Annotated in this window: 18 protein-coding genes and 1 other RNA gene; 8 read left to right on the forward strand and 11 right to left on the reverse strand. The window is 50.6% G+C overall.

What is annotated here, in order from left to right:
* Positions 1-174 precede the first annotated feature (174 nt).
* Complete coding sequence (locus AB1N33_RS04965; protein WP_411270439.1) at positions 175-3,054, reverse strand: TonB-dependent receptor domain-containing protein; 2,880 nt, start codon at positions 3,052-3,054, stop codon at positions 175-177.
* Positions 3,055-3,354: 300 nt separating this feature from the next.
* Positions 3,355-4,473 (reverse strand): tryptophan 2,3-dioxygenase family protein, encoded by a 1,119-nt coding sequence (locus tag AB1N33_RS04970; protein WP_411270440.1) that lies wholly within the window; start codon positions 4,471-4,473, stop codon positions 3,355-3,357.
* A 131-nt stretch (positions 4,474-4,604) separates the two neighbouring features.
* On the opposite strand from AB1N33_RS04970, the gene AB1N33_RS04975 reads away from it, so the two are divergent.
* Entirely contained in the window at positions 4,605-4,877 is a 273-nt protein-coding gene (locus AB1N33_RS04975) for a late competence development ComFB family protein (protein ID WP_411270441.1), read from the forward strand.
* 21 nt (positions 4,878-4,898) lie between these two features.
* On the opposite strand, the gene ffs is transcribed toward AB1N33_RS04975, so the two are convergent.
* An RNA gene (gene ffs / locus AB1N33_RS04980) (signal recognition particle sRNA small type) lies at positions 4,899-4,995 on the reverse strand.
* Between the two features lie 82 nt (positions 4,996-5,077).
* The gene (locus tag AB1N33_RS04985) at positions 5,078-6,136 is read right to left on the reverse strand and encodes a Glu/Leu/Phe/Val dehydrogenase dimerization domain-containing protein (protein ID WP_411270442.1); all 1,059 of its coding nucleotides are present in this window, start codon (positions 6,134-6,136) and stop codon (positions 5,078-5,080) included.
* 190 nt (positions 6,137-6,326) lie between these two features.
* Between AB1N33_RS04985 and AB1N33_RS04990 the strand changes: the two genes are divergently transcribed.
* Positions 6,327-6,794 carry an Lrp/AsnC family transcriptional regulator gene (locus tag AB1N33_RS04990; RefSeq protein WP_411270443.1) on the forward strand — a complete coding sequence of 156 codons (468 nt, stop codon included), beginning with the start codon at positions 6,327-6,329 and terminating at the stop codon, positions 6,792-6,794.
* 31 nt (positions 6,795-6,825) lie between these two features.
* On the opposite strand, the gene maiA is transcribed toward AB1N33_RS04990, so the two are convergent.
* From maiA to pspA, 7 genes are all read right to left on the reverse strand, one after another.
* The gene (maiA, locus tag AB1N33_RS04995; RefSeq protein ID WP_411270444.1) at positions 6,826-7,482 is read right to left on the reverse strand and encodes a maleylacetoacetate isomerase; all 657 of its coding nucleotides are present in this window, start codon (positions 7,480-7,482) and stop codon (positions 6,826-6,828) included.
* A gap of 27 nt (positions 7,483-7,509) precedes the next feature.
* A complete protein-coding gene (locus AB1N33_RS05000; protein WP_411270445.1) occupies positions 7,510-8,520 on the reverse strand; it encodes a fumarylacetoacetate hydrolase family protein in 1,011 nt (336 codons plus the stop codon).
* 194 nt (positions 8,521-8,714) lie between these two features.
* Positions 8,715-10,271, reverse strand: a complete 1,557-nt coding sequence (gene tyrR, locus AB1N33_RS05005; protein WP_411270446.1) for a transcriptional regulator TyrR — start codon at positions 10,269-10,271, stop codon at positions 8,715-8,717.
* A 157-nt stretch (positions 10,272-10,428) separates the two neighbouring features.
* Positions 10,429-11,229 carry a phenylalanine 4-monooxygenase gene (phhA, locus tag AB1N33_RS05010; RefSeq protein ID WP_411270447.1) on the reverse strand — a complete coding sequence of 267 codons (801 nt, stop codon included), beginning with the start codon at positions 11,227-11,229 and terminating at the stop codon, positions 10,429-10,431.
* Between the two features lie 162 nt (positions 11,230-11,391).
* A complete protein-coding gene (gene pspC / locus AB1N33_RS05015) occupies positions 11,392-11,847 on the reverse strand; it encodes an envelope stress response membrane protein PspC (protein ID WP_411270448.1) in 456 nt (151 codons plus the stop codon).
* A complete protein-coding gene (pspB, locus tag AB1N33_RS05020) occupies positions 11,844-12,083 on the reverse strand; it encodes an envelope stress response membrane protein PspB (protein ID WP_411270449.1) in 240 nt (79 codons plus the stop codon). The genes pspC and pspB overlap by 4 nt, the downstream gene beginning before the upstream one ends.
* 82 nt (positions 12,084-12,165) lie before the next feature.
* Positions 12,166-12,867 carry a phage shock protein PspA gene (pspA, locus tag AB1N33_RS05025; RefSeq protein ID WP_411270450.1) on the reverse strand — a complete coding sequence of 234 codons (702 nt, stop codon included), beginning with the start codon at positions 12,865-12,867 and terminating at the stop codon, positions 12,166-12,168.
* 202 nt (positions 12,868-13,069) lie between these two features.
* Between pspA and pspF the strand changes: the two genes are divergently transcribed.
* Genes pspF through AB1N33_RS05055 form a run of 6 tightly spaced genes read left to right on the forward strand, consistent with a single transcriptional unit; the run spans position 13,070 to position 19,515 of the window.
* Positions 13,070-14,182: a phage shock protein operon transcriptional activator gene (pspF, locus tag AB1N33_RS05030; RefSeq protein ID WP_411270451.1), complete on the forward strand. Its 1,113-nt coding sequence runs from the start codon at positions 13,070-13,072 to the stop codon at positions 14,180-14,182.
* Positions 14,183-14,190: 8 nt separating this feature from the next.
* Positions 14,191-15,810, forward strand: coding sequence for an ABC transporter substrate-binding protein (locus tag AB1N33_RS05035; protein ID WP_411270452.1), 1,620 nt, complete (start codon positions 14,191-14,193; stop codon positions 15,808-15,810).
* On the forward strand, positions 15,803-16,834 hold the full coding sequence (locus AB1N33_RS05040; RefSeq protein WP_411270453.1) for an ABC transporter permease subunit: 1,032 nt from the start codon (positions 15,803-15,805) through the stop codon (positions 16,832-16,834). Before AB1N33_RS05035 ends, AB1N33_RS05040 begins: the two co-directional genes overlap by 8 nt.
* Positions 16,821-17,714 carry an ABC transporter permease subunit gene (locus AB1N33_RS05045; protein WP_411270454.1) on the forward strand — a complete coding sequence of 298 codons (894 nt, stop codon included), beginning with the start codon at positions 16,821-16,823 and terminating at the stop codon, positions 17,712-17,714. The genes AB1N33_RS05040 and AB1N33_RS05045 overlap by 14 nt, the downstream gene beginning before the upstream one ends.
* Entirely contained in the window at positions 17,714-18,709 is a 996-nt protein-coding gene (locus AB1N33_RS05050) for a peptide ABC transporter ATP-binding protein (RefSeq protein ID WP_411270455.1), read from the forward strand. Before AB1N33_RS05045 ends, AB1N33_RS05050 begins: the two co-directional genes overlap by 1 nt.
* A complete protein-coding gene (locus AB1N33_RS05055) occupies positions 18,706-19,515 on the forward strand; it encodes an ATP-binding cassette domain-containing protein (protein ID WP_411270456.1) in 810 nt (269 codons plus the stop codon). The genes AB1N33_RS05050 and AB1N33_RS05055 overlap by 4 nt, the downstream gene beginning before the upstream one ends.
* The last annotated feature ends 54 nt before the right edge of the window (positions 19,516-19,569 follow it).

A 19,569-nucleotide genomic window follows, 5' to 3' on the forward strand; every position in this document is an offset into this window, starting at 1 on the left:
GTCGACAACCGCCAGTTTAAAGGCCAGTGAATAATCCCGCTGAGTTCGTTTAGTACTTGTATTCATTACACTCTCCAAAAAGAAGCTGGAAAGTGTCAACTTTATTTAGGACGGGTCATGGCGCAAAAAAAAGCCCGGCGTATGCCGGGCTTTTCACTGTAAGACTAGGTCGTCTTAGAACGTTACTGATACGTTAGTAAACAGATAACGACCCAGAGTGTCGTAGAAACCAGCAATGGTGTTCGCATTAGTTGACAGCGAACCACCTACCATTGGAGGCTCTTTGTCAAGGATGTTGTTCACACCAACGCTAACCATTACGTTCTCATTAACGATGTAGTTACCAGTCAGGTCGAAGAATGAGTAAGAAGAAATGTCTCCGGTTACCTCTTCACCAGCACCCTGACCAGTTACAACATCAACACCACCATAATATCTCCAGCGGGCAATTGCCGTCCAGTCGCCAACCTTGTAGTTAGCGGTCAGAGTATGACGCCACTCAGGCTGAGCGAAACAGGCAACAGATACTTTACCAGAACAGTCGTAATCCAGTGACGGATCAGCAAGCAGTGGCTTGAACGTCTTATCCAGGTTCAGTGAACCTACATAGTTCAGTTTCAGGTCACCCGGGCCTACTTCCATGCCGTAAGACATGTCAACGTCGATACCTTCCCAGTTACGGCCACCGATGTTGTCAGACAGGTTGGTGATGAACGCGTTCTGGCTGATCCACAGTGAACCCGCTGCACTACGATTCACATTTTCACAGAACTGACCGGTTTCAGCACACAGGTTCAGGATAGTCTGCGCACCAACTGTACCGATAACTTCTTCCATCTCAATCATCCACCAGTCAATGGCGAAGTTGAAACCTTCAAATGGAGATGCTACCAGCCCTACAGTCAGCGTATCTGCTTCTTCCGGATCCAGGTTCGGGTTACCACCACCGAACTGGTTGTACTGGTCAGCTGGGTTAGGCGTGATGCTACCGTACTGCGCTGCAGTTACACCAGTGTTCGCACACTGTGCCTGAGTGAAGCTTGGTGTTGCAGTCGCACACCCATCAACACCAGACCACAGACCAATGCTCTGTGCTGCGAACAGTTCACCTACGTTAGGTGCACGAATCGCACGGTTGAAGCTTGCACGGAATTTGTAATCTTCAGTGATTACCCAGTCAGCTGCTACTTTGAACGTAGTTGCGTTACCTGACGTGTTGTAGTCAGACAGACGCAGTGCCAGGTCAACAGTCAGGCTATCAACACCTTCCATGTCTTCCAGCAGAGGCACGCTGATCTCCGTGAAGAATTCGTTTACGTCGATAGAACCAGACAGACTTTCTGTTGGGCCACCTTGACCAACCAGAGAACCTTCCTGGTATACCGTATCAGACAGACGCTCGAAGTCAGTTTCACGACGCTCAAGACCGAATACTGCCGCTACCGGAGTAGACGCACCAGGCATTGAGAAGTCGAATTCACCAGTGATAAAACCGTTGTAAACGATGAGTGACGTATTACCAGTCAGTACCGCAGTACCAGACAGCTGCGCCGCCATTTCAGGGGTTACACCAAATGGAGTGTAAACCTGATACAACAGACAGTCACCAGTACATGCACCGGCTCCGCCTGAACGCAGGTCACCAACGCGTGGACCGATTGAAGGCAGGAACAGGTCGTTAACGTATGCAGATGAAGAGCTAGTCTGTGAATACATGTAGCTCACGTCATATGACCAGTAGTCATTGATCGAACCTTCAACACCCGCAACCATACGGAACGAGTTGTGCTCCAGGTTATCGGCACGAGGACCACCTTCTACGTTACGTTTACCGATGTAAGCAACGAACTGATCTGCGTCAGTGTGACCGAACGCTTGCTGGATTTGAGCCAACTGCGCATCAGTCATAACTGGGTTATCGTAATCAAACAGGTATTCTGCACCGTAGAATGTACCAGATTCTGCAATCTGACCCGCAGTGCGGTCGTTCATGTAGTTAGTTTCAAGATAAAAACGTGTATCGTCGTTAATATCGTAATCAACAAATGCACCCACCGAGAAACGTTCGTTTGGACGCATGAAGTGGTTGATTGGCGCGAAGTTGTACAGATTCGTTCCATTGTATGGAGAGAAAGAACCATCAGGGTTCAGGCTCCAGAACAGTTCATTACTGTAATCTACAGCACCAGTTGCTGGATCTACTGGATAGAAGAATGAGTTTGGCAGAACTGCGGTAGATGAGCCACCGCAAGCAGTACCGTTTGAGTTCAGAGCACAAGAAGAGTAGTCACGCTCACCCTGCAACATTTCGTTGTTACGACGCCATGTAGCATAGACCGTTGCGTGGCCTTTACCGCCTTCGAAATCACCACCAGCTGTTACGCTGATGTTGTATGACTCACCGCCGATGCCGTTGCTACCGTCTGGGTAATCGAAACCGCGCGCATCCATCAGGTCCTGGATGTATTCGTTACGGTTGTTATGTTGATATCCAGCCGCACCAGCTTGAATCTGAAGACCAGTGAAGTCAGTATCCATGATGAAGTTAACAACACCCGCTACCGCGTCAGCACCGTAAGTGGTAGAAGCACCACCAGTCAGTACGTCAACACGCTTAACCAGTGCTGCAGGAATTTGGTTTACGTCAGGTGCCTGGCTGTATACACCACCTGGCTGCAGACGACGGCCGTTTACCAGTACCAGTGTACGGTTTGCACCCAGACCACGAAGGTCAAGAGTTGCAACACCTGATGCACCGTTCGCCTGGAATGAAGTCTGTGCTGCTTCGATTTGAGGAAGCGTGTTCATTACGTCTTCGATACGGGTGAAACCAGTAGACTGAATCACTTCTGCATCGATGGTAAGAACCGGGCTGGCAGATTCAAGCGTAGTACGTTTGATACGTGAACCTGTTACCGAGATTTTCTCAATCGGCTCGTCAGTTGCTTCGTCTTCCTGTGCAAATGCAGAAGAAGGTGCGAACGCTGTTGCGGATAATGCTCCGAAGGCACAAGCCAGCTTGACTGACTTTGCCAGTTTAGAGTTCATAAACATGTATTGTCTCCCTGGACCACTAAAACTCTTTAGTGTGTGTTTTTTTAAATCGCTTGGAACGACTTATTATTTGTAAGGTCTAAGCCTCAGAAATGATAATAACCATATCCTGAGCGGGGGGTCAACTGAGATCAGACGAGGTTGTTTGAAAAGTTCAATTTTTTTTCGGTATTCAGACAAATTTTTGTAAAAATTAACTTACAAGCAACAAATTACCGCCCTTTCATTTACAAAAAACACGGCTTTTGCCGTGTTTTTTGCTTATAACTGCCTATTATTTGAGCGCTTTTAGAAAAAACGCTATTTTTGCAGATTATTTTCCTGTTCACTCTCGCTCAGGTAAAAACCTAACTTTTTTGACACCGATTCTGGTAGCGGTGGCAACAGTGATTTTGGCAGCAAAAATGTGGCCATATTAAAAAAGTCCAGAAATACCCGGTTCGATTCTGTTGTCTTTTTCAGATAGTGATGTCCTGACGAACCGCCCGTGCCTATCTTGGTTCCCAGCATCCGCTGAACCATCATGGCATGACGATATCGCCAGATGGTCAGCTTCTCATCGATTTCCGTCAGCGCAGTAATAAGCTGGAATGGCAGATTAAAAATCGGCGCCTCGGAATACTGTTTAATGAAGAGTGCTGACAGCATTGCTTTATGACTCAGGCGAAACGTATCCTGCTGACGCAGCGTCTCGTATTGCTGTGGGTCAAACAGCGCATCAAAGTTTTCCCGTGTTGTCTGCCAGTCATTCAGTTCCTGGCGGCGTTCTTTCTCCGACAGCGTGGTATTGGTTTCTATGGTTTTCCGGTCTTCGCCAAGCAGCGTGTCTGTCGCTTCCTTATAATGCTGCCAGAAATCAAAATCTGCGGTTTTTAATAAAGGCAGACGCGCCAGCCAGCGATCAATCAGGTCGAACAGGCTCGGTTTCTGCTCAAGGCCTTCAAGCAGTTCTCTGTCCTCTTTGGTCAGGCGCTGATAAAAACTTTGTTTGTCGAAGTCGATGCGATACTGACGCTTCAGTCCCAGTGAAATCTCCAGCCGTTTAAACTGAATACTCTGAAAGCCCGACGCGGGTACAAGGTAATCTCTGAAAGCCAGGAATTGCTGAGGCGTCATGGTTTCCATCACACTAATCTGGTCATTCATCAGTTGCTGTATCTGAATGATGCGATTTAAGCGGTGAACAACACCAATCAGGTCGGTATCACTGACTCTGTCCGGCGTGAAGGTGTCAATGACGGCGTTCAGTTCATGCAGCACCTGTTTAAACCAAAGCTCATACACCTGATGAACAATGATAAACAGCATTTCGTCGTGCGCCGCTTCACCATAACGCGCACTCTGCAGCTTTTGCGCCCCCAGAATTTTGTCCAGGTTCAGGTAGTCACCGTAATAGCAGGGTTCTATATTTTTCTTCATAGTTATCAGACTTTCTTTTTTCCCGGGATTCTACCATGCTTATGACGTTGATGCGCGAGCAGCACATCACATGCTGGCATTGCCTGCGTAAAGCACACACTCCGTTATTGAATGCAGATGGGAAGTCTTTAATGAAGCTTGATGATGATATCCACAATTATTATGAACACCTTGTTATTGAGCGCATAAGCGAACTGGAACTGGATAAAACCAAGTCGGCCGATTACATCGCCGATTTATGCTGTCTTGCATTAAACCAGGTGCCGCCCCGCTACATTCGCTTTGAAGTGGACATGGCGTTTTATCTTCCACAAAGCGAACGAAAGCAGATGGAAATGAATGTAGAACACGCCGTCGCGAAAGCGATGAAATATCTTGACCAGGGAAAAGGGAAGAAAAAATAATAACCTAGGAATTGGGTGGCAGGCCCCCAGCCACATCCCGGCACATGAGTCGTCTGCTGCGGCTGCTCCCTTCCGGGCCTGACCGGGTTCACAGAGTATCATTGCGGGAGGACCAGGAGCCCACCATTGAAGCGTGTCGGGTAACCTTTCAGCAGGTGACCCGAGCGCGCGGCGCATTATGACGGGTCACCCTTTAAGTTTCAACCCTTTGCTGAAAAACGTTCTTCCGCAATCATATTTGCAACGCGGTTAGTTGCCGCACGTTCTTTTTCCGCACGAACGAAAATTTCGTTCAGGGTATCCCCAATCCTTTCAAGGTGGGCGCGCATTGCTTCGTTAGACGATGACGGCATGCGCTGATGGAAGATATCAATAACGCCACCTGCGTTAATCACATAGTCAGGTGCATACAGAATACCGCGCTGTTGCAGCAACTCGCCCATCTCTTCGCGTGCCAGCTGGTTATTGGCTGCACCGGCGATCACTTTAGCCTTAATGGTTGGCAGCGTTTCATCATTAATTGACGCGCCCATGGCACACGGTGCAATAACGTCCACATCCAGGCTATAGATATCTTCCGGCGCAACAGCGGTTGCGCCCAGTTCGCTAACGGCCCGCTCAACCCCTTCCGGATAGATATCGGTCACGAAAAGTTCTGCGCCGGCTTCTTTCAGATGTGTCGCCAGGCGGTAACCAACGTGCCCCATCCCCTGAATAGCTACCCGAACACCTTTGAGTGACGAATTCAGTGCATATTCAACAGATGCCTTGAGTCCAACGAATACGCCATACGCAGTTGACGGTGCAGGGTTGCCATCAGCCTCTCCTCCGGCAAAGTGGTACTTGGCGTTAATACCCGCTATGTAGTCTGACTGTGTCGCCATGGTTTTCAGATCGGTGACAGAAATACCCGAATCTTCCGCGGTAAAATACGTGCCGTTGAAGGTGTCGACAAACCGCCCCATCGCTTCCATCATTTCAGGGGTTTTCTGCTTGCGCGGGTCGCCAATAATCACCGACTTACCGCCACCAAGCTCAAGGTTGGCCATCGCCGACTTGTAGGTCATACCTTTTGACAGACGAAGTACATCGGTCAATGCTTCCGCGCTGTTGATGTAAGGCCACATGCGGCATCCGCCTAGTGCAGGACCGAGGTTGGTATTATGAACCGCAATAATTGCGCTGAGGCCAGCCTTCTCGTCATGATAAAAAGATACGTGCTCGTGATTATCAAACTCTGGGTGATCGAATACTGACATTTAACGCCTCTAAACTAGTTAATTTTGCCTTATTTTAGTTCACTCTTCTGAGGACACGCCTTGCAAAGTATTGTTAACAGAATTAACAAAACGGATTAAGAATAAATTGCCTGCCAATTATCTAGGACATATATCCTATAAAGCTTTTTAATATATAATAGCCATCATCATTTTTTCGGAACACTGTGTAATGAAGCTGGACAAATTTGATCGCGAAATCCTCCGGGTACTGCAACAGGACGCCACTGTCTCTATGGCTGATCTCAGCCAGCGTGTCGGACTGTCGCACACACCATGCTGGCGGCGCGTAAAGCGAATGGAATCCGAAGGCATCATCCTGCGGAAAGTGACGCTGCTAAACGCAAAGAAACTCAACCTTGGGGTGTCGGTGTTTATTTACGTGACGCTGAAAAACCATGACGGCGATTCACTCACCGACTTTGAAAATGCGGTACAGAGTATTGACGAGATTGTGGAGTGTCATACTACCAGCGGCGAAAAAGACTATTTGCTGAAAGTGATTGTTGAAAGCATTGAAGAATACGAGTACCTGCTTAAAACCAAACTGACGCACCTGCCACTGGTTGATCACCTGAGTTCGACCTTTGCACTGAAACAGGTGAAAAACACCACGGAATTACCGATCAAAAACCAATAATAAGAAAGCCGCCTTTGAGGCGGCTTTTTTATTACTGTGCATCAGACTGATTTTCAGGCCGGGCCCGGATAAACGCATCGAGCTCCTCGCAGTTATCCGCGATTTTACTGATCAACGGATATCGGGACATATCGACGTTGAACCGGCGCGCGTTATAGACCTGAGGAACCAGGCAGACATCCGCCATGGTAACGTCAAAATCAAAACAATAACGCCCCGCCTGCGTCTGCAACCGTTGTTCGATACCATCAAAGCCTTTTTCAATCCACATCGCCGCCCACCTGGCAACGTCTTCCTGTGACGCGCCAAAGGTCGACTTTAACGCATTCAGAACCCGCAGATTACCTACCGGCTGGATGTCACAGGCGATGTCCTGCGACAGCGCCCTGACACGTGCGCGCTCCAGCGAATGGGCAGGCATAAGGGAAACACCACTGTCCTGATAGCGCTCATCAAGATACTCGATAATGCTGAGCGACTGATTCAGAATGATGTCTTCGTCTTCATCAACCAGGGTCGGCACCAGTCTTGACGGGTTAATCCGCAAATATTCATCCTGGTGTTGCTCACCACCGTCTTTAACAAGATGAACGGGCACGTACTCATACTCAACCTGCTTGAGGTTCAGCGCGATGCGCACGCGGTAGCTGGCAGTAGAACGCCAATAGCCATAAAGCTTGATACTCATTGTCTTACTCCGCCCGTCCGGCCAGCCTTAGGCCAGCGGCTTCACCTGCTGGTCAATTGCGCCAAAAATGCTGTTACCATCAGCATCCAGCATCTCAATGCGAATACGGTCACCAAACTGCATGAATGGCGTGGTAGGCTTGCCATCGCGAATGGTTTCGATCATACGAATTTCAGCAATGCAGGAATAGCCTTTACCGCCCTCGCTTATCGCCGACCCATGCTCGGTCCCCTGTTTATTCGATACCGTACCGGAACCGACGATAGCACCTGCACCAAGGTTGCGGGATTTCGCGGCATGTGCGACCAGTTGACCGAAATTAAAGGTCATGTCTTCACCGGCTTCTGGCTGACCAAACAGCTCACCATTGTAGGTAGAGCGCAGGGGCAGATGGACTTTGCTGTCTTTCCACGCGTCACCCAGCTCATCGGGGGTCACCGCAACAGGAGAGAAGCTTGAGGCCGGTTTGGACTGGAAAAAACCAAACCCTTTTGCCAGCTCACCGGGGATCAGACCGCGTAATGAAACGTCATTCACCAGCATCACCAGGCGAATGCGTTCAGCAGCTTGTTCAGGGGAACAGGCCATAGGCACATCATCGGTTACCACCGCAACCTCACCCTCGAAGTCGATGCCCCAGTCATCGCTTGGCAGAATAATATCGTCACGCGGTCCGATGAAGTCGTCCGAGCCGCCCTGATACATCAGCGGATCGGTCCAGAATGTTTCCGGCATTTCTGCGCCACGGGCCTTTCTCACCAGCTCAACGTGGTTAACGTATGCGCTGCCATCCGCCCACTGATAAGCACGAGGTAACGGAGACTCGCAACGGGTTTCGTCAAATGCTTCTGACTCAACGTCCTGATTGTTCAGGGCCTGATAGCGTCGTTCCATCTGACCAGACAGCGTATGCCAGTTGTCCAGGAGCTGCTGCATGGTTTCGGCAATATCCGCAACACGGCAAGCGCGTGATAAATCTTTAGACACCAGCATCAGCTGGCCGTCACGTGTATCATTTTTATAAGTCGCAAACTTCACTTTCGTCTCCGCTCTTTTGTATTTCTCATCGTGGCGTCATACTAGACACTCTCGCCCACCGGTTGAATAGCCAGCCATCCGTAATACTTACCTGCATGTAAGCTGCCTTGTACAGGTTAACCCGGCGAACCGGCTGTGACCACTGATGCCACGTGTGATGCACCCTGTGTAACGAATTATTAACACAGGCAAAATCAGAGTTTTACCGTAGCCTTATTGATCCCATACTCGCGCAATTTATTGGCAATCGCCGTATGACTAAGACCGAGCTTTTTGGCCAACTGACGGGTGCTTGGGTACGACGGGTAAAGGCGACGAAGCAAATCCTTCTCAAACTTTTTGACTTCTTCGTCGAGCGTCCCCTCAAAGTTTTCATCGATGTAGGTGACACTGGGGGCGCAACTGGGTAACTGAATATCTTCTTTGGTGATTTCGTTACCATCGAGCAACGATAATGCACGATACAAGGCGTTCTGCAATTGCCTGACGTTACCCGGCCACGGGTACTGCTGTAAAAATTCTACACAGGATTTGCTGAGTTTCGCTGGCCGCCTTCCAAGTTTGCTGCTGTGCTGCACAATGAAACTTTCCGACAACGGCACAATATCCGGGCGACGCTCACGCAATGATGGCATCACCAGACTCAGCACGTTCAGGCGATAGTACAGTTCTTTTCTGAAACGCCCCTCTTCCACAAGCTGGCCAAGATCCCGGCAGGTTGTGCAGATAAAACGCACATCCACTTTCACAGGGTCGCGCTCACCGACGCGCCGGAATTCACCATCCTCAAGCACGCGCAATAACTTGGCCTGTAGCTGCGACGACATATCAGCCACTTCATCGAGCAGCAGCGTACCGCCGCGTGCCTGTTCAAGCAGCCCGGGACGCGCGGCCTGCTGACTATAGCTGTCAGCTGCGTAACCAAAAAGCTCGGTTTCAGCCACACTGTCCGGCAGTGAGGCACAATTGAGCGCAAGAAACTCACCACTCTGGCGACGACTGGCCTGATGACAGGCTCTGGCAATCATTTCCTTACCTGTCCCGGTCTCACCGAAAATCAGAATCGGCGCATCCAGGTCGGCAATTTGCTTGGCTTCTTTTACCGTCTTGCCCATTGCTGCTGAGAGGGTAACAAAGCGGTCAAAACTGTCAGTCTGGGGTTGATGGAATGCACTGAATTGCTGACCCAGTCTGATTTCCGACTTCAGCATAATGACCGCGCCCGCCATGATCGTATTGTTGTCTTCATCCGGTACCAGAATGGGCAGCATATCGGCCAGGTAATCCTGTTGAATGAATTTGACTTTAGCTGAAGTGGGTTTGACGTCGTCGCTGTCCATCCAGCGATAAAAATTGAAGCCTTTTACCACATCGCTGATTTCAGTCGATTCAATCTCACTGAACGGCAACTCGAGCCCACTGGTTACAGCCTCGTTACACATCAGGATGTGACCTTTGGTATCGACTGAAAATACCGGATCAGGCAAGGTTCGCAGAATAGCTGACAACTGATTTTTTTCTCGTTCGCCGGGCATAAACAATGTCGTTTTTACGTCATCTATCCCCTGTATACGGCGGATTTTTGGCATCAAATGCTGAAAGTCGGCAAATTCGATATTTGGAAAATTAAGGAATATCTTGCCCGCCGGGTCTATCTCTATTCCCCGAAGGTCGATTTCGTGCTCAACGAGTATATCCAACACGTCCTGAGTAATACCCAGGCGATCCTGACAGCTGATTTCTAACCGCATAACCGATTCACTTGTAAACTAATATTTACAGTCTATCACACTTTGGTAACAAGGAAACTAAATTTTAACTGGTACGCGTGGGAAGCAAGACGGGTTTAGTTACAGAAAAGGCCGCTCGTGTCCGACACGAACGGCCCTGAAGAAGGCGCTGTCAGGATTAGCTGGCTTTTTTCTCTTTAGGTGGAAACAGCGGTTCGAAAAGTCCCAGTTTTTTCGCCTCAGACACCATATGCATAATGTCCATTTCAGCGAGTGAAAACAGATCATCGAACTGATCGAGGATGTAATAGAGTGGCTGCATAATATCGATACGATACGGTGTACGCAGCGCGTCCATTGGATTAAGCGGCTTTCGTACCGGCTTATCGCTGTCCAGCGCGTAGACGGTTTCTCCCGGAGATGACAGGATCCCACCACCGTAGATTTTCAGTTCATCATTGCATCGTACCAGGCCAAACTCCACGGTAAACCAGTAGAGGCGAGCCAGATAGACGCGGTCTTCCTTACTCGCATTGAGCCCAAGCTTCCCATACGTGTGCGTGAAGTGTGCAAACGCGTCATTGGTCAGTAACGGACAGTGACCAAAAACCTCATGGAAGATATCCGGTTCCTGAAGGTAATCAAACTCTTCGCGGGTACGAATGAACGTGGCGACCGGAAATTGCTTGCTGGCGAGCAGGCCGAAAAACTCAGAGAAGTTAATCAGCGCCGGCACCTCGGCGGTTTTCCACCCGGTGGCTGCCAATAACTGGCGATCCAAGTCAGGCAATTGAGGAATACGATCCGGTGACAGGCCAATACGATCAAGCCCTTCGAGAAACTGCGGGCAGGCACGGGATTCAACCAGCGGTAATTGTCTGGCGTACAGCTCTGACCAAATTTGATTTTCCTCATCACTCCAGTGAATGATGCCATTTTCATCTGACGTTCTGGATTGATACTGCGTGGACTTCGCCATAACCTGTCGGCCTCTTTGCTAAACACACCGTGTAGTCTAATGAAAATTGCTGCCGACAAAAGATGTCACTGCTAACGGCCTGTTCAAAGCCGCGTAACAATAAATTTACAAGCAACAAAAAAGGCAGCGCGTGCTGCCTTTTTCAAACCGACCCGGATGGTCTTATAACCGACTGATTTCCCGGTTTAACTCAAATTCCCGCGAAGTGACATACGTTTCCATTTTGCGCAACCGCTGTTCAGCCGCGTTAAACCGCTTAGCAATGTCATGCAGTGCCTGACGGGGTGGCTCACCGGCCTGCCACACCTTGGTTTTCACCTCAACTTTATGACTGCCGGTATTCTGCGGATCCGAGGAGGCATTTCTCCATCCTTTGCCGGGTGCTGAGCTATACAGGGTTTGCGTTACCTCCCCCTCGCCCAGTGGCTTTTTATCCAAAATGAACCAGGCTGCGACGTAAGCTACCAGAACAAACGGCCCTGCCAGCAAAAAGAACCCCGTCACAACCAGGATACGAACCAGCCAGGTCTCGAGCCCGAAGTAGTTGGCGATGCCGGCACATACACCGGCTATGCGGGCATGCTCGGTGTCGCGATAGAGCGTACGTTGAACTTTCATGCGCGATTCCTCCACTCCGGCGCCTCGCTATCCAGAATGGCTTCGAGGGTCTGAATGCGGTCTGACATTTTTTCTGCTTTATCAGCCAGCTCCTGCAGCGACGCATACTCTTCTGCGCTCAGTCCCTGGCTGACCTGTTTCTTACTCCGATAATGGAGAATCAGCCAGATCGGTGCTACAAAAATCATAAAAATGATAAAGGGTGCAATGACCAGTGCTAAAATTCCCTCTTCCATAACCGTACCTCCGGATTCGTTCGTTATGATTTTTGCCTGCACTGATACCGACAGGCAGCAATCTCTTAACTATAGTTGACGCTTACTTTTTCGCTTTAGCAGATGACTTAGGTGCAGCCTTTTTACCGGCGCCCTGAACCTTTGCTTTCAGCGCAGCCAGTTCCTCGTCAACTTTGTCACCGGCTTCCAGCTCTGCAAACTCGTCATGCAGTGTCTTTTTACCCAGGTCGTAGGCTTCTACCTGAGATTCTAAATCATCAATCTTGCGTTCGTACTGTTCGAAGCGGCCCATGGCGGCGTCGACTTTACTGCTGTCCAGCGTCTTTTTGACCTCCAGTCGTGAGCTGGCCGTTTTCTGGCGCATGATAATGGCTTTCTGTCGGCTCTTCGCATCGGCCAGCTTTTCCTGGAGCTGTCCGATTTCATCCTGCAGCTTGGCAATTTGCTCTTCCACAATTGCCAGTTCTTTTGACAGGGCTTCAGCCGCCTCGACACACTTTTTCTTTTCCTGCAGCGCAGCGCGCGCCAGGTCTTCGCGGTCTTTACTCAATGCCAGCTCGGCTTTTGCTTCCCAGTCACTGGCGTCGTGTTCGTATTTGGCAATCTGCGCCACAATTTCCTTTTTGCTGGCTAATGTTTTCGCCGAAGCAGAACGAACCTCAACCAGTGTATCTTCCATCTCCTGGATGATCAGCCGGACCATTTTTTCCGGATCTTCCGCTTTGTCCAGCAAAGCGTTTATATTCGAATTCACGATATCGGTGAAACGCGAGAAGATACCCATAATCTTTACCTCTAGCTCGTTAGATTACTATGCCCGTTGGCATACCATACGGTTGCTTCATACAAATTGCTTGCCAACCTACACATTACCTTTAACAAGCTGTTTTCTCGATACTTTTTTAATTTCTAAATAGTTATCGAATCTGCTTCTTTTTTCCACTACACTACATATTGGTCGAAATGACTAACATTTGAGGGATTTAATGAGCAGATATCGCCAACAGGATAATTTACTGGGACAGGCCAACAGCTTTCTGGAGACACTCGAGCAGATCTCGCAGATAGCACCACTGGATAAACCTGTGCTGGTAATTGGTGAGCGCGGTACCGGTAAAGAACTGATTGCCGCCCGTTTGCACTACCTGTCCAAGCGCTGGGACCAGAACTACATTAAGCTGAACTGTGCGGCACTTAACGAGAGTCTGCTTGAAAGTGAATTGTTCGGGTATGAGGCCGGCGCGTTTACCGGCGCAGCGAAACGGCGCGAAGGCCGTTTCGAAGTAGCCCACAACGGCACCCTGTTTCTGGATGAAATGGCTAACACCTCAGGGCTTATTCAGGAAAAACTGCTCCGGGTCATTGAATATGGTGAGTTCGAGCGGGTTGGCGGTAATAAAACCCTTAAAGTGGATGTCAGGCTAATTGCCGCTACCAATGAAGATTTGCCCAGTCTGGCAGATGCCGGCGAGTTCAGAGCTGACTTACTCGATCGTCTGGCCTTTGACGTCATTACCATTCCGCCGCTGCGTGAACGTCGTGAAGACATTCTCATGCTGGCTGAACATTTCGCCATCAATATGGCGCGTGAACTGGAAATGGAGCTGTTCAGCGGCTTCACCGAAAAGGCCAAACGCACCCTGCTTGATTACCACTGGCCAGGTAATATCCGGGAACTGAAAAACGTCGTGGAGCGGGCGGTTTACCGTACCAACAATCCACATTTGCCGGTTCATGAAATCGTGCTGGATCCTTTTGAATCAGCCTTTCGCCCAACATCCCGGATCAAAACCCGTGACCGCGTGCCTGCCAGCGCGGTGTCGGCACCACCGGTTAAAGAAGCCACTGTGACTGACGCCATCGAGACGGCATCGGAACCTGTTCAGCCAGAACCGCAGAAAGAGAAATTTGACTACCCGATTAATCTCAAAGAGCGCTCTCAGCAGTATGAAATTGATATGATCAGGCAGGCACTGGAAGACAGTCAGTTTAATCAGAAGAAAACCGCTGATAAGCTTAGCCTGACTTACCACCAGTTACGTGGTTACCTGAAAAAGTACAATTTGCTGGATTCGTCTGACGAATCTTCAGAGGCCTGATTTTCGCTATGTTAAATCGCTGTCAGACACTGCTGTTTGCTCTAACTGGCCTGCTGGTCACAGGCTGTTCGCCTGCGCCACAGAATGCTTTTTATCAGTCTGGTGTGATTTACTGTTCCGAGAGTAATCCGGTCTATTTTAATCCTCAGTTAGACACCTCCAGCACGACGACCGATGCAACCTCACACCAGGTTTATGACCGCTTGCTGGATTTTGATCCCGACACCGGTCGCATCGTGCCCGGACTGGCAAGCAGCTGGCTGGTATCAGACGACGGCCTGACCTATACCTTCCAGCTAAGAAAGAATGTCGCGTTTCACAGCACGTCGTATTTCACGCCGAGCCGCGACTTTAATGCCGATGATGTTCTGTTCAGTATTAACCGGTGGCGGCTGCCTTCGCATCCGTACCATGGTGTGTCGGGCGGACGTTATCCCTATTTTGAAAGCCTTGGTCTTGCCGGGAATATTGCCTCAGTTGAACGGATCAACGGATACCGGGTAGAAATCACCCTGCGCCATCGCGACAGTTCGTTCCTGGCCAACCTTGCCACCGACTTTTCCGTTATCCTGTCTGAGGAATATGCTGAACAGCTGATGACAAAAGGCATGCCCGAACGCATTGACCATTATCCGGTTGGCACCGGACCGTTTAAGTTCATTGATCATCGCAAAGACCATTTCATACGCTACCAGCGCCATGACGCCTACTGGCAGCACACGGACTCGGCACAGCGCCTTATTTATGACATTACGCCGCGCAGTTCACTGCGACTGGCTAAGCTGATTACCGGCGAATGTGATGCCAGTGCGTTCCCTGCGCAGACTGAACTGGATGTTATTCGAAACCGCGATAACCTGTTGCTGGCCGAAAAACCAGGCCTGAACATTGGCTTCTGGGCATTTAATACGCAGCGTCCGCCTTTTGATAACCCTGACGTACGCCGCGCGTTAGCCTTTGCGATTGATAAAAACACGCTGCTCGAAGCGGTGTACTTTGGCAGTGCGACACGGGCGAAAACAGTTCTGCCAACTGCCAGCTGGGCATTTCAGGAAGACGCCGACGACACCGCCTATAACCCGGTGCTGGCGCGTAAACTGCTTGATTCGGCCGGCGTAGAGCCGGGATTCAGAATGACGATCTGGGCCATGCCCGTGGAGCGGGCCTACAATCCCAATGCAGCGAAAATGGCCGAACTTATCCAGCGTTATCTTGCTGATGTGGGGATCCAGGCAACGATTGTCACCTACGACTGGACCACCTTCCGTCGTCACCTGCGCGATGGCCTGCATGATTCTGTTCTGATTGGCTGGTCTGCAGACAATGGCGATCCGGATAACTTCTACCGGCCACTGCTTAGCTGCAGCGCCATCCCCTCAGGCACCAACCGTGCGATGTGGTGTAACAGCGACTATGACCGGCTGATCAACGAGGCGCTGCAGACCGAAGACATAGAAAAACGCAAACGTATTTATCAGCAGGCAAACCGGTTGCTGTACGAACAACTGCCTCTGGTTCCGATTGCTCATGCCTACCGCTATCAGGCTTACCGCGACGTACTGACCGGCATGGCGATTAACCCATACGGCGGCGTCAGGTTCAGCGGAGTGAGTAAAACCAGTGATTAGAATTATATTCCGCTACACCGTCCTGTTTGTACTGACACTGCTGGTGCTGGCCGCCTTGTCATTCTTTCTGGCATACCTGTTTCCGGGCGACGTACTGACTAATCTGACCGGACTGGTGCCTGAGAATGAGGCACAACGAGATGCCCTGATACGGCACTACCGACTTGATGCCTCTTACCTGGTGCAGTTTATTCACTATCTGCAACTGCTCGCCAGTGGTGACTGGGGGTACAGCTTTACGTCCGGTCTGCCGCTGCGTGAGGAAATTGGCATCGCTCTGCCTGCGACCATTGAATTGAGCGCCTATGCCATGCTGATGGCGCTGATTGTGGGTATTCCCACCGGGTATTATTCCGGCATGAAGAGTTATTCGGTCAGCGATCACACCATTAACTCGGTCAGTCTGATTTCGTACTCTGTACCGGTTTTCTGGCTGGCTCTGGTATTGATTCTGGTATTCAGTCTGGAGATGGGTGTGGCACCGCTGTCTGGCCGTCTGAGTCTGATGTTTGACGTGCCACGTACAACCGGGTTCGTACTGATTGATATTCTGCTTAGTGAGACGGTGGATACCCGCCTCGCACTGAAAGATGCGCTGCATCACCTGGTGCTGCCAACGCTGGCGATTGGCACAATCACCACCGCAGCGGTTATCCGCATCACCCGCCGCTCTGTAATAGACGTGTTGAATAAGCCGTACATTGCGGCGGCGCGGTCCCGCGGTCTGTCGCGCATCCAGATATTTTTCCGCCATTTGTTGCGTAATGCCCTGCTGCCCATTTTGCCTTTGATGGCATTTCAGATTACTACGCTGATCACCAATGCGATGATTGTCGAAACCTTGTTTTCCTGGCCGGGAATTGGTAACTGGCTGATCCAGGCTATTTACCAGCGCGACTATCCGGCCTTGCGCGTGGGTATGCTGGCGGTATCTACGCTGGTTATTACCCTGACTATCACCATTGATTTGTTTAATCGGATCATCGATCCCAGCAGGGAGAAATTCGAACGTGGCACAATTTAGTCTTTACGACGAAGAATTTCACCCGTCTCCGTGGCAGCGCACATGGCGGGAGTTTCGTAGCAGCCACATCGCCTCACTGGGTCTGATTGTACTGGCGATATTTATTGTATTTTGTTTATTCGCACCGCTGCTGACACCTTATGATCCACTTGAACAGAATATCGACGGCCTCCTTATTCCGCCCGCCTGGGAGGTCAACGGCAGTGTCAGTCACCTGTTTGGCACCGATGCACTGGGCCGCGACGTATTTTCCCGTATCGTTTACGGCTGTAGGGTGACCCTTGGCAGCGCCTTTTTACTGGTTCTGCTGGCCATGACCATCGGTGTTGCGATTGGCGTATTTGCCGGGATCATGACCGGTGTAAAATCCAGTATCCTGAATCATCTGCTGGATGCGCTGATGGCGATCCCGACCCTGCTTATTGCCATCATTATTGTGGCGATTCTTGGCACGGGTCTGGTTAACAGCATGTGGGCCATTACGCTTGCGCTGATCCCTCAGTTTATCCATCACACCCGTAACTTTGTCCGCCAGGCCATGGAAAAAGATTACATTCTGGCCTCACGACTCGACGGCGCAAGCCACTGGCAATTGTTTTATCATTCCATTTTGCCAAACATGACAGAAATGCTGGTAGTTCAGGGTACCCTGTCGCTTTCTGTCGCTGTACTGGACGTTTCGGCGCTGGGCTTTCTCAACCTCGGTGCACAGCCACCGGTTGCTGAACTTGGCGCCATTCTTGCCGACGGTCTGGATGTCGCCTACATCGCGCCGTGGAATGTGGCACTGCCCGGTCTCACTATTTTCCTGTTGGTGCTGGCGATTAATATCGTTGGTGATGGCCTGCGCTCCGCACTCAGAAAAAGGGTACTGCACTAATGCCAATGCTCGATATAAAAAATCTGACCATCGAGATAGACACCGGCGACACCGTCATAAAAGCGCTGGATAAAGTGTCATTGAGCGTGAGCAGCGGTGAAATTCGTGCGCTGGTTGGTGAATCAGGCTCAGGGAAAAGTTTGATTGTCTCTGCCATCTCCGGGGCGCTTCCCCCGCAATGGCGTGTCACAGCAGACCGGATGAGCTGGGAGGGCGACAATCTGCTCAGCATGTCGGTGCCGCAGCGACGTGAAGTGATGCGACGTGACATTGCGGTCGTTTTTCAGGATCCCCTCGGCGCTCTCGACCCTTCCGCCACACTGGGAGAACAGCTAAGAGAGTCCATTCCGGAAGAGTTTGTTGAAGGCAGTTGGTTCTGGCAGCGTAACCAGCACCGCCAGCGCATTGCCATCAGTACATTGCATAAAGTGGGCATTAAGCGCCACGAGCACTACCTGAATGCCTATCCTCATCAAATCAGTGCGGACGTCGCACAAAAGTTCATGATTGCGATGGCGCTGGTTTCTCAGCCCAAACTGCTGATTGCCGATGATCCGACACGCGGCATGGAAACAACGACCAAAACCCAGGTACTCAAACTGTTTACCCGTCTCAATCAGACCCGGGCATTGTCGATTTTGTTTATCAGTCATGACTTACTGGCCATTGCCAGCATGTCGCACACCATGACCGTGCTGTATGCCGGCCAGACTGTCGAATCCGGCAAAATGAAGCATCTTCGTAAGCGGCCATTGCATCCGTACACCAAGGCGTTACTGGACAGCGCGCCGAGTTTTCGGGCAAACCTGCCGCCCAAGTCCACCCTGCCAACACTGGATGGCTCCATTCCGACCCTCCAGCATATGCCCATTGGCTGCCGGCTTGGCCCACGCTGTCCGCGTGCGCAGCGTGCATGCGTATCCACCCCAACGGTGCGACGCATCCATGACCATACGTACAGTTGCCATTATCCGCTGCACATGGAGAAGTTATGAGCGATATCATGCAGGTGCGGGGACTGACATTCCGCCGGGAAAAGAAGAAATACTGGTTCAGTAAACCTCAGGTGTTTACGCTGGGGCCCATTGAACTGAATGTCGGCCGTGGAGAAACCGTGGCAATCATCGGTGAAAACCGCTCTGGGAAGTCCCTGCTTGCGAAATTACTGGTTGGGGCGGTGGAAGCATCAAGTGGTGAGATAATCCTGAATAACACGACGTACGATGCGCGTTACAACAAAACCAGCAAGCGCGCGAGCAGAACGTCGGATATCCGCATGATTTTCCAGCACAGCAGTGATTCGCTGAATCCGGCACTGACGGTTGGCAAAATTCTGGACGAGCCACTCAGACTGAATACTGAGGCCAGTGAAACCGAGCGCAAGAAAATCATTGAAGACACGCTGATTAAAGTCGGTTTGCTGCGCGAACACTACTATTTTTATCAGCACATGCTGTCAGACGGACAGCAACAGCGCGTAGCGCTGGCACGCTCCATCATGCTCCAGCCGAAAGTACTTGTTGCCGATGAGCCCTTCGCGGCACTCGATCCGTCCATCCGATCTCAAACCGTGAATCTGATTCTGCAGTTGCAGCAGGAAATGGGACTGGCGTTTATCTTTATCAGCCACAACTTAGGCATTGTACGTCATATCGCAGATAAACTGATTGTGATGCAGGATGGCAACATTGTTGAGGCAGGAAAAACAGAAACCCTGTTCCGCTGGCCACAGCACGAATTAACCAAAAAGCTTATCCTGGCTTACCAGTCACTGGTTCCCCAGCAAACCCTCAGTGGCTAGCACTGCACTCTGCGGAACGGGGCCGTGTGAATCACAACTTGACGTGACCCCGTC

Origin of the sequence: Alteromonas nitratireducens (genome assembly GCF_040812025.1) — a bacterium.
Lineage (GTDB): Bacteria > Pseudomonadota > Gammaproteobacteria > Enterobacterales > Alteromonadaceae > Alteromonas > Alteromonas nitratireducens.